This is a genomic window from Mycoplasmopsis columboralis (assembly GCF_900660675.1).
Classification (GTDB): domain Bacteria; phylum Bacillota_I; class Bacilli_A; order Mycoplasmatales; family Metamycoplasmataceae; genus Mycoplasmopsis; species Mycoplasmopsis columboralis.
Genome location: NZ_LR215039.1, coordinates 393,211 through 409,362 on the forward strand (window position 1 = coordinate 393,211; position 16,152 = coordinate 409,362).

12 protein-coding genes are annotated in these 16,152 nt (G+C 28.8%); 2 read left to right on the forward strand and 10 right to left on the reverse strand.

Translation table 4 applies throughout. From position 1 onward, the window contains the following. Positions 1-81: 81 nt before the first annotated feature. Genes EXC45_RS01520 through mip form a run of 9 tightly spaced genes read right to left on the reverse strand, consistent with a single transcriptional unit; the run spans position 82 to position 12,855 of the window. A complete protein-coding gene (locus tag EXC45_RS01520) occupies positions 82-1,443 on the reverse strand; it encodes an MSC_0618 family F1-like ATPase beta subunit (protein WP_036433869.1) in 1,362 nt (453 codons plus the stop codon). After that, complete coding sequence (locus EXC45_RS01525) at positions 1,443-2,978, reverse strand: MSC_0619 family F1-like ATPase alpha subunit (protein WP_036433867.1); 1,536 nt, start codon at positions 2,976-2,978, stop codon at positions 1,443-1,445. Before EXC45_RS01525 ends, EXC45_RS01520 begins: the two co-directional genes overlap by 1 nt. After that, entirely contained in the window at positions 2,968-4,953 is a 1,986-nt protein-coding gene (locus tag EXC45_RS01530) for an MSC_0620 family F1-like ATPase-associated subunit (protein WP_036433865.1), read from the reverse strand. Before EXC45_RS01530 ends, EXC45_RS01525 begins: the two co-directional genes overlap by 11 nt. After that, positions 4,944-5,402 carry an MSC_0621 family F1-like ATPase epsilon subunit gene (locus EXC45_RS01535; RefSeq protein WP_036433863.1) on the reverse strand — a complete coding sequence of 153 codons (459 nt, stop codon included), beginning with the start codon at positions 5,400-5,402 and terminating at the stop codon, positions 4,944-4,946. Before EXC45_RS01535 ends, EXC45_RS01530 begins: the two co-directional genes overlap by 10 nt. Continuing rightward, positions 5,395-6,285: an MSC_0622 family F1-like ATPase gamma subunit gene (locus EXC45_RS01540; RefSeq protein ID WP_036433861.1), complete on the reverse strand. Its 891-nt coding sequence runs from the start codon at positions 6,283-6,285 to the stop codon at positions 5,395-5,397. Before EXC45_RS01540 ends, EXC45_RS01535 begins: the two co-directional genes overlap by 8 nt. Then, positions 6,266-6,775, reverse strand: coding sequence for an MSC_0623 family F1-like ATPase-associated protein (locus EXC45_RS01545; protein ID WP_036433859.1), 510 nt, complete (start codon positions 6,773-6,775; stop codon positions 6,266-6,268). Before EXC45_RS01545 ends, EXC45_RS01540 begins: the two co-directional genes overlap by 20 nt. Further along, on the reverse strand, positions 6,768-8,225 hold the full coding sequence (locus tag EXC45_RS01550; protein WP_408634221.1) for an MSC_0624 family F1-like ATPase-associated membrane protein: 1,458 nt from the start codon (positions 8,223-8,225) through the stop codon (positions 6,768-6,770). Before EXC45_RS01550 ends, EXC45_RS01545 begins: the two co-directional genes overlap by 8 nt. Beyond that, entirely contained in the window at positions 8,188-10,512 is a 2,325-nt protein-coding gene (locus tag EXC45_RS01555; protein ID WP_165163201.1) for a putative immunoglobulin-blocking virulence protein, read from the reverse strand. The genes EXC45_RS01550 and EXC45_RS01555 overlap by 38 nt, the downstream gene beginning before the upstream one ends. Before the next feature lie 9 nt (positions 10,513-10,521). Then, positions 10,522-12,855 carry an Ig-specific serine endopeptidase MIP gene (gene mip / locus EXC45_RS01565; protein ID WP_051616933.1) on the reverse strand — a complete coding sequence of 778 codons (2,334 nt, stop codon included), beginning with the start codon at positions 12,853-12,855 and terminating at the stop codon, positions 10,522-10,524. 149 nt (positions 12,856-13,004) lie between these two features. Between mip and prfA the strand changes: the two genes are divergently transcribed. Further along, on the forward strand, positions 13,005-14,081 hold the full coding sequence (prfA, locus tag EXC45_RS01570; protein ID WP_036433853.1) for a peptide chain release factor 1: 1,077 nt from the start codon (positions 13,005-13,007) through the stop codon (positions 14,079-14,081). Next, the gene (prmC, locus tag EXC45_RS01575) at positions 14,081-14,803 is read left to right on the forward strand and encodes a peptide chain release factor N(5)-glutamine methyltransferase (protein ID WP_036433851.1); all 723 of its coding nucleotides are present in this window, start codon (positions 14,081-14,083) and stop codon (positions 14,801-14,803) included. The genes prfA and prmC overlap by 1 nt, the downstream gene beginning before the upstream one ends. A 14-nt stretch (positions 14,804-14,817) precedes the next feature. On the opposite strand, the gene EXC45_RS01580 is transcribed toward prmC, so the two are convergent. After that, positions 14,818-16,086, reverse strand: a complete 1,269-nt coding sequence (locus EXC45_RS01580) for a hypothetical protein (protein ID WP_036433849.1) — start codon at positions 16,084-16,086, stop codon at positions 14,818-14,820. Positions 16,087-16,152: the final 66 nt, after the last annotated feature.

Below are 16,152 nucleotides of genomic sequence, written 5' to 3' on the forward strand. Positions count from 1 at the left end.
AAAATAATACAAGCTTACACATACGCTATTTGTGTAAATCTTAACATAAAACAAAAATGAGCAATGCTCATTTCTGGATTTTTACAATTTATCTAATTCTTCGGTAGAACCAATGTAAGCAAATTGTTCTGGTGATAAATGTAGATACTTACCACTTAAAATTTTAATTACTGATTCCACTGTTTTTTGCATTGGTACAAAAACTCCTGGTGTTTGTCTAAAGTGTTCTGTCATAAAGAATGATTGAGAAAAGAAGTTTTGTAATTGTAATGCTTTTTTAACAATAATTTGTGAATCTTCATCAAGTTCATCAAATCCTAAAATAATCATAACATCTTCAAGTTCTTTGTATTTTTGAAGCACATATTTAGCCTCTAAAATAGCATCATAGTGTTGTTGCCCTAAAATTTCTGGATTAACGTTAGTTGAAGATGATGCTAATGGATCAAATGCAGGGAAAATGTTTTTAGCTGTAATGTCTCTTGATAAAAACATTGAAGCATTAAGGTGGTTAAACACCGCTACCGCTGAAGGATCATATAAGTCATCCATTGGTAAAAACACAGTTTGAAATGAAGTAATTGACCCATTTTCATTACTATAAATTCTTTGTTCAATTTGAGAGATCTCGGTATTTAAAGTTGATTGGTATCCTCCAACTGAAAGTTTTTTATTTAATGAAGAAGAAGTTTCGTTTCCTGCTTGAATAAAACGGAAGATATTATCCACAAACAGAAGTACATTTTCTTTTTGGGTATCTCTTAAGTATTCTGCAGCTGTAATTCCTACTGGAACAATGCTCATTCTTGATCCAGGGTTTTCATCCATTTTCGAAATATACATTACTGAGGAATCCATTAAATTTGATTCCTTAAGATCTTCATAAAGTTCAATAGCTTCTCTTGAACGTTCTCCTGAACCAACAAAAATCGCAGAAGTATTTTGTTGTTGTTTTGAAAGGTTGAAGATAATCTCTTTCATTAATACTGTTTTACCAACTCCGGCTCCTCCAAAAATACCAATTTTTGAACCATCCAGAATCGGGATAAAGAAATCAATTGCTTTAATTCCTGTTTCAAGAATTTTGGCTTTACCTTGGTAATTGTTGTTAGTTTTGCTAGTTGAATTCATCTCGACATATTTAAGGTTTTTAGAAGGTTTAGCGTTAAGCGGTTCTCCCAAAACATCAAAAATTAAACCTTTTGAAGAAGCTCCAACTGGTACCATAAATGAATGATTTAAAGCACTTACTTCATCATTTAAAGTAAATTCACCTCTATTTTTAACAATAACGGCTAATACTGCGGTATTTGAAATGATTTTTTTAACCATTAAAACAGAATTGTGCTTATCAACTATTAATGTATCAACTAAAGGTAATTCTCCCTTAGGAAAAGTTATTTCTAAAACATCACTTCAGATTTTAGTAATTTGTCCTTTCATTATTTACCTCCAGTTAATTGTTTGTGAATTTTTGTAATTAAAGATTGATTTAAATTTAAATATTCTTTACTTAGAGCAATATTTCAATTTAAATTAAACATATTTGAATAGCTATGAAGCACAAATGCAAAGTAATCTCTTGGAGCGTTTTTATCACTTAAGGAGTTGTTAATTAAATTATTAACCATTTGAATTGATACTTGATCTTCTTTAGCAAAAGCAATTAAGAATTCAATAGCTTGTTGAATTTCTTTATCTTTTAAATTATTTAAAATATTGTATTTAATAATTTGTGCTGTTAAAAATAAATCCATTGAATCATAAGAACTAATTCCCTTTTGATTAAACAATTTTTCAATTTGAATTCCCGAAATAATTAAGTTATTTACTTCTTCATTAAGATCGTATTTTAAAGCAGCTAATTTTGTTTGACGTTTAAAAGCACGGTAAATTGTGTTAATAGTTTTGGTGGTTTGTGCTGTGATTGGATTTTGTAATTTAGTCCCAATCCGAGAAACGGATAAATCAATGTTTATTGCAGGGTATTTATTTAAAGCAAATAATTCACTGCTAGTTACAATTTGTCCATCAGTAATTGAAATAACATTTGAAGCAATTAATGAAGTAATGTCATTGTCAATGGTTTGTAAAATAGGTAAAGCAGTAATTGATTTACGGTTTTTAAATTTACCACTTCTTTCCAATAAACGTGCATGAGCATAAAACATATCTCCTGGATAAGCTTCTTTACCAATTGGTTTATTAGTTAAAAGGGCTATTTCTCTATAAACATTAGCATGTTTGGTTAAATCATCAAACACAATCAAGACATCATCTTCATAAGATAAGTTTTCTGCATGTGCCATTCCTACATAAGGAGCTAAATACTGCTCAAAAGGAGTTTCGGCTGGAGCATTAATAATCATTGTGTAATCCAAAGCATCATTTTCTTTAAGAGTTTGATAAACTCAAGAAACTTGATTTTGAGTTTGTCCAATTGCTACATAAATACACTTGATGTTTTTATTTTTTTGATTAATGATTGTATTTAAAGCAATAAAACTTTTACCGGTTTGGCGATCTCCAATAATTAACTCTCTTTGACCTTTACCAATTGGAATTAGTAAGTCAATAATTGCGTATCCTGTTTTGAGTTGTTCTTCTAATAATTCATAATTCATTAAATGATTCTCAGCAGAAATAGTTTGTGATTGATGGGTTAAAAAGTTTTTAGGAGCGGCAGTTTTAGTTGGATATAAAACATTACCATGCACATCAATTACTTTTCCAAAATATTCTAAAGAAGTTTTTACAAGTGAACTTCTTACACTTGTTGTCACTTCTGAACCGACAGCATATTTAACTGAATTATTAACTCCTAAACAATATGCAGAATTTTCTTTGGCACTAATAACCATAAATTGAACATGAGGATTATCTTTAAGAGCTAAAAATTCTCCTTGAGCAAAATTATGAGAACCCGAGATTTCCACAATATAATCATTAACTGATGTAATTTGTAATTTATTTGTCATTTTTATCCTTTATTTGTTTTTTATTTCAAAAATGTTTTACTAATCAAACAAGTACCATTAACAATGCTCCAAGCACAGTTACAACTCCAAACGCAATAACAATAAAGTCATTAGCATTTAAAGTTTTTGGAGCATTTAACTCTAATTTATTGTAACTTTCGAGGAATAATTTGGCTTCATCTGATTGAGAATCTTGTAAAGGTGCATTCTTAGTTAAAGTACCTATTGTTAACATTGATGTATGAATATCTTTAAGTTCTAAAGTATATTGTTGATAATCAGCAAAAGATAGATTATTTTCAGTTGCGATAGTTTTGAATTTTCGAATCTTAGTATTTAGTGTTTTAAAAGCTGACTTAAGTCTGTTTTCATCCAAATTAAGTAACTTAAAGTTTTGTTCAATAACTTGTGTGTTTTTTGCATTTTGATTTAATAAATCAGTATACAAGTTTTCATATTGAGTAGCTAAATAGTTATAGAACTTGTATTGATTAATTTCTTGCACAGTTAATGAGCTAGTTAAAAATTCTTTGCTTTCTTGTGAAAGAGAATCATTTTTTACGTCATTTTCAAGAGTGTCATTATTTAAAGTTATTTTGGTGTTTTTTTCATAAGAACCAATAACTTTGCTAAGCATTTCTAAGAAATGTTTGTCGTTAATTAACTTAACGGCTAAGAAAGTTTGATTAAATAAAGATTGAGCAATTTTCGAATTTCCGCTTGCTGCATAATCTAATTTATCCGAAATCCCTACGGCTTGTAAAAGCATTTGGTATTGTTTTTTAAAATTTTCAAAAGCTAACTTGTAGCTTGCATTTTCTTGCTGTGAAGCATATTTTTGAACAGCTATTTCGTATTGAGTACTATTGCTTGGATTGGTTGTTTCAACTAACGAAACACTTGCAGTTAAAGTATTATTAACAACTTTTAAATCTGTAATTTTATATTCAAAAGAACTAAGGATTGGATTGGCTCATCAAATATTTTTTTTGTTAAATACTTGTTCATTAGCCTTAAATAAATTAACAACCTCTTGGTTTGATAAGTTTTGAATATCGAAATTTAATGTCGGACTTAGTCTTGGAACATTTTCTAAATTCACTTCAAATGGTAGCGGATCCACTTCGTCTTCATCTAAAATTACCGGTTGAATAGGAACTGTTGGATCTTGTGGTTGATCTTCAGGTTCGTTAAATTGTTGATTTTGCTCTAAATCATAAGCTAAAAATCTTTTTTGAATTTTCTCTTTAATGTAGGCATCTCAAGTATCATAGTTATTTGGTACTTTTAAATCATATTGTGAATTATCTTGGAGTTGAAATTCGGTGTCAGTTTCGAATTTAGGAACATCATTAGAATTTACAAAGATTTTTTCAACTTCTCCAGCTAGATTTTCAATATATGTTTGAGTGGTTTTTAAAATTGCATCTTCACTGATTGAATTCTTGCTTAATTCTTTATTTTCAATTTTAATTTCATTACCTTCATGTAAAGGAACGGTTATTTTATAGTCATTTTGAGCAATTTTACCAATCATTAAATTTGTAAAATCTTCATTGTTATATTTAATATCGCCAAAATAAAAATCTTGAGAAGTTAATAAACTTGGAAAAATAAAATCAAATCCATATGCTGAGGGATTTTCAACAATTTTGTCTTTATTAGAATCTAAATAGTTAATTACTTTTTTGTAATATGCTTGTTTTACTAACAATTCACTTGAAAGAGGTTTTGGACTAAGATCATTAATTTTGTTAATAGCATTAATAAGATCGCTTTGAACTTTGTTAAGTGATTTTAGAAACTCGTCTTTAATTAATTGAGTTTGTTTTTGTTTAACTTTATTTAAATCAGGCGGAGTTTGAGGTTGTTCAGGAGTTGGTGGAGTTGAAGGATCATTTGGAGAAGCTGAGATTAAAGGCAAACTTGCAATTGTTGAGACAGGAGTAAGCATTAGCAAATGTTTTAATTTCATGGTAACTCCTTCTTAATTAAAGAATAGTAAATTTGAGCATTTAAATCAAATTCTTCTTTCTTTAAAAGTTCATGTTCAGTTTGATCGATGCTATTTCAATTAAAAATTTTACCAAGACGATTTTTATTAAGTTTTTCTTTGATTAATAAATGTTTTAGTTTTAAATCTTTAAGGTATTTTTTATCAACAGTTTGTATAAATGATTTTAAATCAGTATCATAGTAAATAAATGCTTCTTTTTCATTGAATTGAAGCAATAAATTATCAATTAAAAGATAGTAAGGTTCCTTATCTTCTAAAACTAGTTTGATTAAAATATTTTTAAAACTAACAATTGTGTTTGGCATTATTTGAACTCAATTGTCTTTTAATGAATCATTAACATATAATTTAGACACATTAATTGAATTGGAAATATTTTTTGAAGAAACGAATGTTACTTTAAACATTTTTTACCTCTTGTGACTGGTGAATTAAATCTTTTTGTGGACTTAAAATTGAGATTTCTTCAATTTCAAGATCTTTTTTAGTTCTTAAATACAAGATTTTATTCATTCTAATTTTCTCTTCTAAATCATTAAGCGATTTATTTTGCGCTACTAAATTATATTTTTCCTTAACAAGTGAAGACTCCATCAATAATGACATAGTTGAAAAACTTAAATAGTGTTCAAATAACGATTCAACAAAGACATTTGGTTCTGGATAAATTTTGAATTTACTTAAATCAATTGACACATCATCTTTTTTATTCGAATAATAAGTTAATTCAAAGTTATTCTTTTCCAATGGAAAAAGTGTGACATACTTTTGCTTGATTTTGGAAGAATTAATAACGAAATTTAACTCTCCAATTGAATTTGTTTTAAAAACATTCAAAATTAATTTAGGAAGAATTTCTGCAAGTTCTTTAACGTTATTTGTTTCTGAGCGATAAATTATTTGGTCAGAATTTTCTATTTTTAGACTTTGCGCTTTTTCTCCAATTAAAATAAATAGATCTTCATTAAAATTGGCGTTTTCATGCAAAGTTTTTTGGTGTTTTGAATATGAGTTGGTTCCGTATTTTTCTTCTTCGGTGACATAAACTCATATTTTTTTGGATCTAGAAAATTTAATTAATGGATTTTGAATTAAAAATGAATTATTTATTGAGAAATTCTCATTTAAACTGGTGATTAAATTTTTGGAAAAATTTGATCTCTGTAAGTAAAATAAAATTTCTTTTGAAAGCTTTAAGATATTAACAAGAGTAATATTTTTCTTTGATTCAACAATTTTATAAATTTTAGCTAAATTGTTTTTTCTATCTTTAATTTTCTGGAGATTCATTTTTTAATAACTCCTCACTAAATAAAATCTTGTAGTTGCGTGAAGATTTATCTAAGAGTAAAATTGTGTCTTGAAAAATTTCTAAAATATAACCTTTGTCAATTAAATCAATGATAAATTCATTAAATTTGACTAAAATGTAATTTTCTTGTTCATCTGAAGAGTTTTTTAAGTTTATATCTAATGAATTGCTATCAATTAAAGAAATAGTAGGCACCAATTGTGTTAAACTGAATTTCTCATTTCGATTTCATCTGATAGTGAATTTAGTGAAAATAACATTTTTGCGTTCTTTTTTAAATGAATTAATTTTTGCTAAAATGTTTTTTCACTTATTAGAAGTTTTACTTAAGTTTTCTTGTACTTCAAAGGTGTTTATCAACTTTTCAAAATCCACAAAAAAGGAAGATTTTTTTAAAGCATGATAATCGGCATAAATCATGTTTTGGTATTCAACTTCTAGTGAGTTAATTTTTTGTTTTCTAGGCATTTTTATCCCCTTTAGATATTTTTTTGAATTTTGAAATAGTTAATCAAACAAATAAAATAGTAATTTTACTTAGAGATTTACGAATAATATTTACAAATACAATCACTAGCGCTGCAATTGTTAATTGAGCAGAATAAAAGATGTTTTTAGTTAGATAAATCATTGAATTGTTACCTAAACTTAGAGTTGCAAATTCAAAAACATTTACAAATAACCCCAAAGCACCAAGTAGAAAACCTAATAAATATGAGCTCATGGTAATAGTGTCAAAGTGATGTTTATTTTTAAGTACAAAACCACAATGAGAAATTAACAATGCAATTAAAAATAATGAGCTAATTTGTTGAGTTTTTGAATTAATTAATAATGAATTAATTAGCAATAAAAATAAAATTAAAATATAACTTATATTAACAAAGTTTCTAACTCAATTTTTAACACCAATATTAGTTCTTTTAATAACCACTAAGTAATGTACTGCTAAAAATACTCCAAAAGCTACAAATGAAATTATTAATATTGCCAAATATAAATAATCGTAATTATCATTTGAGATTAGTAAGTTATTTTTACTTAAAATAACTATTGAGTAAACACTACTTGCAAAAACAGAAATTAATGTTGCCACTCAAAAAGCTAATGTGTTTGATATTTTTTGTTTTTTTGCAATTATACTTTCACGTTGTTTTTGATATTTAATAAAATCAACAATAATAATTGAAATAATTAACATTGTTGTTGCTAAAATAATTGCAAAATAAATACCTGGTTTTTCTGTTTTTCAAAAGTTAATTCGTTCAACTAAATTGTTGTTGAAAAATAATGAATTATTAGATTGAGTGGAATTTAAGAAAATGTGTAAACAAACATATCCCAGAATAATTAAAATAGCTTTTAAAAGATGCTCTAGTGCGAAAATAATTATTAAGCTTTTAGTTACAATTAAGCGTTTGTATTTAAATGCTAAAACATGAATTTCATATGCTAAATTCAAAATAAAGTAAGCTAGAACAATCATACTTTTATAAAAGAATGTGTATGGACGAAATTCTTGATTTATTGGTGCAACAAAAATCATCGATGCACCAATAACGCTTAAAAGTAAATAAGAAACATACCAATAAATATAATGAGTAAACTTAAAATTGTTTTTCTGAATAACTGAGATGCTCTTATACAAACTCAGTCCAATAATAATTAAATATATTACAAAGTGTCCTAAAACTAAAAAGTTAAATGATTGATTAGACACTGATTCAAAATTAAATATATTATTTCAATTTACTAATAATTTATTTGATTGTAAATTGCTAATAAAAAACAAAACAAAAAAAGAAAATATCGCAAAAGTTGCAATAAAAGAAATTAACTTAAGGATATTTTCTTTGTTGAAATTGAAAAAGAATTTAGGACTAATCGAAACTGATTTCACTATTTCCTCCGTTGGCATTAAAGTTAGCTGGTTTTACCACTGCATGTTTATTAAATGTTCTAAAGGCTTGAGAACTATTTAAAGTATCAGCTACAGCTTGATTATCTACATAAATAGTTTGGAAATGATAATTTCCAGACTCAATTAGTCCATAAAGATCTCTACCGAAATTATCAGGAACACTATCACCTTTGAAGTATAAAGTGTTAACTAATGTTGGAGATGAGAAATACAATTTAGGACGTTCAGGTCCTTTAATTAATAACGCTGATCATTGTTGAGAAGTAAGTGTTGCAAGATCCACTTCAAATACATTTGTAGAATTATATAAAGTTAACTCTTTAAAGACACGATTATTTAAGAACATTCCTTTTAAGCTTCTAATTGCAGGAACATTTGAGAAGTCTAATTTTGTAGGTCATGAACCATCTCCAAAGGCTCCTTGGAAGATTCTTTCACCACTTCTAGTATCAAATACCATTCTAAAGGCTTCGTTAATTGTACTTAGATTATCTTCAGCATCAAATTTAAGTTTGTTAAAAACAATTGTTCCGTATCCTTGTTGTGCATAGTCAAAACTTACGAATTTTACCCCTCTTAAGGCATAAGGGTTAATTGCTCATTCTTTATCTAAAGCGCCATTTGAAGTATAAATTTCAAGCTCTTCAATGTGTTTGTCTTTTAAAGCTCTTAATGAAGATGTGTCACGCGCTTCAAAAATCAAGGTCAATTTTTTAACGGTGTCTGGAATTTGGCTAAGAATGTGATCGAATTTTTGTGTTCGATCATATTTACCCATATTTTTAATAACAATTCCATCTAATTTTCTAAATGGGGTTCTTCCTAATTCTTTAATAAAGTTTAAGAATTTTGAATATCCACTTGGATTAGCTGCATCTAAAACAGCAACAAATCTTGGTGATTTTCCAGCTTCAGTAGTACGAGCATATTCAGATTCAGGATTGTATTGTAACACTTCAATTCCATCTGATTTAGAAACTCCTAAATCTGAGTAATTTGATGTCACATCGGTTTTAACTCATCCAGGATAATTATTGTTTTTAATGTCATTATCTTCACGACGGTGTGGACTTTTATCATATCCAAAATATCTTTTTTTGTTAGATTCAATGGCATGATTTCTTACAACGTTTTTAGAAGGATCAGCATATGCTCAAGACACTCCAAAACTGTATGTTTCAAAACCTACATGAGGCACTCAACCATTAGCTAATCTTTCATCTAGTTCTTTAGAGAATAATTCAATAGCATTTTTAAAATCTAAAGCTGGGTTTTGATTTGGCACAATTCTTGGTCCAACCAATCCTAGAGCTTTAAGTTTTTTTTCCATTGTTTTACCATCATTTTGAATTAAAGTAAAGTAATTATCAACTCATTCTTTATTGTATGGAGGAACGTCTTCGCCACCAAATTCATATTTATATAATTTTTCATAAGCGTTGTGAAGCTGCTCTCTTTGCTCAGCAGTTCACTGAGCAGGAATGTTCACACTTAATGCTTTAAGAGTGTTTAATGAATTTTTAATAACTGCTTTTTCTGCTTCTGAAATAGAACCACCATTTTTAGGACTTTTTAATTTAGCAAAATCCAAATCAGGAAGCGATTCAATTTTTACTGCTGCACCCTCGGTAGCTTTTGGAACAGGTTTAGGTTCAGGAACGGGCTCAGGCGCAGGTTTAGGTTCTGGTTGAGGTTCTGGGGCTGGAGCTGGCTCGGGTTGAGGTTGGGGTTTAGGTTCTTCTTTTGGTTCTAATACCAAAGGAGGTTCTTCAACTTTTTCAACTGGCGGAATTTCTACCGCAGGTTTTTCCTCAACTGGTTTATCAGCAATTATAATTGGTTTTTTAGGTTCGGGCTCTGGTTCAGGAATAGGTTCTGGTTTTGGAGCTGGTGCTGGTTGAGGAGCAGGTTCAGGTTCCGGAGTTGGTGTAGGTGTAGGTTCAGGAACGGGGGCAGGTTCAGGCTCGGGTGTTGGTTCGGGTTCTGGAGCAGGAGCTGGTTCTGCTTCTGGTGTTTTTTCTACAGGTTCTGCTTCAACAACAGTTTCTTTAACTTTTTCTAATTTTTCTAAGTTATTATCTTTGTTTGAAGAGTTATTTAAATTAGTGTTGATTGCATCAGCAATTAAATTAGAATTAATTGCACGAGACGCAATGTAAGCTTTGTTAGATTCGTTTTTATTAACTGAGGAATAAACAATTATAGCTGTAGTAGCACTAATTGCTGCAACCGCAGCAAAAGGAATGATATTCAAAAGCAATTTTGCTTTTTTGGCTTTAATCATGTTTACCTCCTATTTTGTAAATTTGTATTCTTCTGGCACATTAGCATCAGAAGTCCCATTAGGGAATAAGTATGTTTTTATGTTTGATTTGTATTGGTTTAGAGCTTGACGATAAGATGTTCTTTGATTTTTTCCTCCACCATAAATTAGGTCATATTGTTCTAATTTATATGGACCATAGGCTCCTTTATAATCAATTCCCTCACTTCTAAAAGCTTGTACTAAAGAAGTTAATGAGTTACCTTCTTTGTCATTTGAAGCAAAGTTAATACCAACAATTTGATTATCAATGGTTCTAACGCTTGAACCTGAAGCACCTTGAAGAGGTTGTCATGAGTTCAGAGTGTAACCTAAACCATAGTTAAAGTATCAAGGACCTTGATATGAAGAAGTAGAATCTTTAAAGTTTCCTGCATTGAAAGGTAAACTATTTTGAGCATCAATTACCGGTGAAGTAATGAAGTAATCACTAATTCCTGGATGTGATAAAAAGTTTCTTACTCCAAATGATTTAGAAAAACCAGATCCGTATTCTTCAGTTGTAATTCTTCCGCTTGCTTGTTTTTTAGGATTTAGATAAATTGGTTTATTAACTCAAATACTTGAAGTGTTTTGTAAAATTGATTCTTTACCAAATCTAGCTAAATCATCAAGTTGATTATCACTTGCTGAATTAGGGAAACCTAATGCCATTAAATTAACATTGCTTTTTGGAATGCTAACTGAGCGACCATCTTGGAGTGTAACTGAAATCTTTTCTTGATTGTTCTTTTCATAATCTTTGTATAAAGATGAGCTTGCAAATTTGAATTTTCTACTTGCATCTCAATTAGCAAAATTGCTGGTTGCTCTTTGGGCTAATTCACTAGCAGTTGCTGTTTCAACAAAGCTACTTAATTTTCTTGATCAATATCCAAGTTTTTTACCTGGCTTGTTAAAGTCAATTTCTAAGACTGCAAAGTCAGCGATTTCTTCAGCATTGTGGTATTTATTAGGGTTTTCCAAATAATCTTTAGGACTTGTTTTTAAGAAATCAATTCCTCCGTAAACAAGTTTTACTTGAGAAGGATCTAATTCAAAAGTTTCAATACGGAAATCCTCTGCATTAGTACTTAATTCTTGTTTTATTGGTAATTCATCATTAAAGTGTTCTAAAACAATTTTTTTAGTTATTCCCTTAATAACTGAGGCTTGAAGCAATTGGTTGTATTCAACTAGATATTGTTTGTTGAAATCTTCTTCAAGTTTGGCGAATTTTTCTTGATTAATATTACCTTGCAACTCTTGTTGCTCTTTTATTAGTTGCTCATATCTTTTAACATTTTCAGGTGTACCATCCACTTCCTCTTTACGAAGCTCAGTTCTTAAACGTTCAATTTCGGCATCAGATTGAGCAATTCTGTCATCAAAAGGTTTAGCAATTTTATTATGAATTTCAATTAATTCAGCTAATCTTTTTTGGGTTTTATCATACTCAATCTTTTCTTTTTGCAAGTCGACAACATTTGAATAAACACCATCACTTGTAGTTTTTCTAAGGGCTTCAGCAACGTGTAAGTTTGTAGCTAGATATCATTTAGTTGGGTAACCGTTGTCATTTAGTTCATAGTCAATAATTCAAGCTGTTCCACGCTCAGTTAGAGAATCATTGGTGCTTATTAAATCATTTTGATTAGTTAATGCAATTGCAAAACTTTGTAAAGCGATATCTCTATATTTCTCATTAGGTAAAAATCTCGCAAGACCTCTATTTCCAACGGTAGAATTTCAATAAGCAGCTGATAGCTTGTACCCTAGAGGATTAGGTACTAATTTACCATTTTTATTAATGGTAAAATTTCTTAATAAAGCACTTTTGTAATCAGGTTGATCAGCTTGAGAAGCCTTTTGATCATAAGAATTTACATCAGATTCGTTAATCACAGAATATAAGGAGTTAGGATTGTAAATTCCTCTTCTAGTTAGTTCTGCCCCTAAAACATTAATATAAGCATCTAAGTCAACTTTATTTTTTTGCTCTGTTGATAAGGCTTTATATTCAGCATCGCTAATGTTTGGTTTTCCTGGAATATTTAAATTTGTTCCGTTCCCTGAATTTGGTTTAGCAAATTCGGTTTGAACATCTTCTAGACTACCTTCGTTTGAAGAACCTCCGGTATGAGAGTTATTAGAACCGGAATCGCCAGTTTGTTTATTAGAATCACCGGTTTGTTTATCTGTATCTGGAGTTGGATTGGGTTCTTTCTTTGTATCTTGTGTACTTTTACTACAACTTGTAGATAAAGCTAATGCAGATATTGCACTTGATGTTACTAAAAAATGTTTTCAAAAGTATTTTTTCATGGGTTTGTTTCTTTTCGTTTTGTTATTAATATTTAATACACTTAAATTATAGTCACTTCTCAAAAAAAAAAAAAAAAAACGGGGTTATAAAAAGTAAAAACAAGCGTTTTTATAGTCTATTTATTATGTTTTGATAAAATAAAAGAACTATGGAAAACACAATGTATAAATCTTTAATGCAAATCAAAGAAAAACATGATGAATTAGAACTAAAATTAAATCAACCAGAAATTGTAAGCGATATTAAAACATACACTCAATTGTCAAAGGAAATTAACAATATCAAGGATATAGTAGAGGCTTTTAATCAATATTTAGAAGCTGAAGAGAATTTAAAAAACGCCAAAGATATGCTTTTAGAGAAAGATGCCGAAATTATTTCTCTTGCAAAATTAGAAATTGCTGAAGCTGAAAGCAAAATGAATTCGTTAACAGAAGAGTTGAAAATCTTAATTTTACCTAAAGATGAAAACGATAATCGTGATGTTATTGTTGAAATTAGAGGGGCTGCAGGTGGTGATGAAGCAAATATTTTTGCTGGAGATTTATTCAGAATGTATTCAAAATATTGCAACGCTAATGATATGAAAGTTACAATATTAGAAACTTCTCCTTCGGATTCTGGTGGATTTTCATTAATTACTTTCGCAGTAAAAGGTGATAAACCTTATTCAAAATTAAAATTTGAATCAGGCGCTCACCGTGTTCAAAGAGTTCCTGTGACCGAAACAAAAGGAAGAGTTCATACTTCAACTGCAACAGTTACAGTTATGCCTGAAATTGATGATGATATTGAAGTAGAAGTAAGAAGCGAAGATTTAAGAATTGATGTTTTCAGATCTTCTGGAAACGGTGGACAATCAGTTAACACCACTGACTCAGCCGTTAGAATTACACACTTACCTACTAATATAGTTGTTTCATGTCAAGAAGGAAAAAGCCAAATTCAAAACAAAGAAATTGCAATGAGAATTTTAAAATCTAAACTATATGACATTGAACTAAAGAAAAAACAAGAAGAAGAATCAATGTATCGGAAATTAGCTGGTTCAGGGGCTAGAAGTGAAAAAATAAGAACATATAATTATCCTCAAGATAGAGTTACAGATCATAGAATTTCATATTCTACTTCTTTATCTCCTGTAATGGAAGGAAAACTAAATTCTATTATTGATGCTTTATTAGCAGAAGAACAAAATGAAAAAATCAAAGAAGCAGGACTTTAATGCCAAACAAAAAAGATTTGCTTTTAGAAAAAAGAAGATATAACTTACCTCAAGAAATAACATCTGATGAACAAAAATTACTAGATCAAAACTGGCCAATTCAAAAAATAATTGGTTATGTGGATTTAGCAAATGTTCGAATTGATGTCTCAAATAACATTTTAATTCCAAGATACGAAACAGAAGAATTGATCTATTATGCATTAGAACAAATAAAACAAAATCCCAATATTACAAAAGTTTTAGATTTGTGTTCAGGAAGTGGTTTTATTGGTTTGGCACTAAAGAAAAATAATCCAAATTTAGCGATAACTTGTGCAGATATATCACAAGAAGCTATTGCCTCTTCTCATAAAAATTCACTTTTAAACAATTTAAATATTAGAATTGTTCAATCAGATTTATTTGAAAATATTGATGATAAATATGATTTGATTATTTCAAATCCCCCTTACATATCTCATAAAGAAAAACTAGACAATTCGGTTTTAGATTTTGAACCTCACATAGCATTATTTGCCCCTGATGATGGATTATATTTTTATAAAAGAATTCTTAGTGAAGGTTGAAATTATTTAAGCGAAAATGGTTTTATGATGTTTGAAATAAATCCCTTTCATTTATCTTTTTGGCACAATTTACGTAATCAATGAGATATAACAATAATTAAAGATATCTCTTCAAAAGATCGTTTTGTGATTGTAAAAAAACTAAAGAAATAGCTTCTTTAGTTTTTTTACATACTAAGTTGTCCACTAAAAATACTGGTAATTAAAAGTAAAAGATCTCTGAAAGTTACTTTCTCTTCTTCTAATAAATTAACATTAATTCCTAGTCACTTACTTAAATTGAGAGCAAATTCATTAGAAGTAAGATTTTTAGTTAGCAATGGGTTTTCATTTTTGGCTAATTCAAAAATTGTTTTTAAATAATTTGAAACATCCGGATTAGGAACGGCCAATGAAGCTCCACCGTTTAAGTAAATAGTTTCAAATAGGTTAATTAACTCTTGTTGTTTTTCAGCTGGTAGTTGTCTTATTTTTTTAATTTCGTTTACTTCTGTTTCAATCACTTCATTAATTGATGTAGAGATAATGTTTTTGAATTCAAAATATGTTTGAGTGAGGTACTCATTAGTTAATGTTTTACTATCAACTTTGCTCATAAATTCTTCAATTAATTTGATAACTTGAGCTGCTTTTGCAACCAAATCATTACTTAACTTAAGAATTGATGAATCAGGTTTGGCAAATAAACTTAAAGTAATTGGTAAGCTTGCAAGAACACCTTTCACTTGCTTTAATTGTTGAACAAAGTATTCTTTATGTGCACTTAATTGAACGTGTAAGAAATCAGTGATTTCTTTTCTAAGAGGGCCTTTTTGATCATTAGTGTGAATAGTTTTTTGATATGAAATCTTTTTGTCAGAATTGTGTGGTTTAATTTGATATTTAATGACCAAATTCCCTTTGTTATCTAAAGATGTTGGTAAATATTGATTATCTTTTTTTAGATCCAAAACAACTCATTGGTTTGAATCATCTAAAACATAAAATTCATCTTCCTTGTAAAATTGATGAAGTTTTTTATCCTCATCTCCTTTTGTTATTTTTCCTAATCTAATAGTTTTTAAAAATTCTTGAACATATAAATTAACAAATCCATAATTTTGATCATCTATAGAATTTGCAGAACCGGATCCATCTGCTGAAGTGCTTAAATTTAAAGAAACTCCTTTATCCACTCTAATATCAATTGAATCTTGAGTGTCGTTTGGAACTAAATAAAGTTTATCAAAGAACTTAGTTTTATATAAATCCTTAAAAATGTCTGATGGGACTTGGCGTAATTGAAGTAAACTTTCAGATAAATTTAAATGATCTCCCTCTAGTGCGTTTTCAGGCAAGGTTTTAGTTTGTGTTTTTTGGGTACATGCAGCTGAAAAAGCTCCAACACTTGAAACTAATACAGTTCCTAAAAGTAATTTTTTAAATATTTTTTTCATAATGTTCCTTAATTTTATTTATAAATAAACTAATACTATTATATAGAATTTAAATAAAAAAATAGG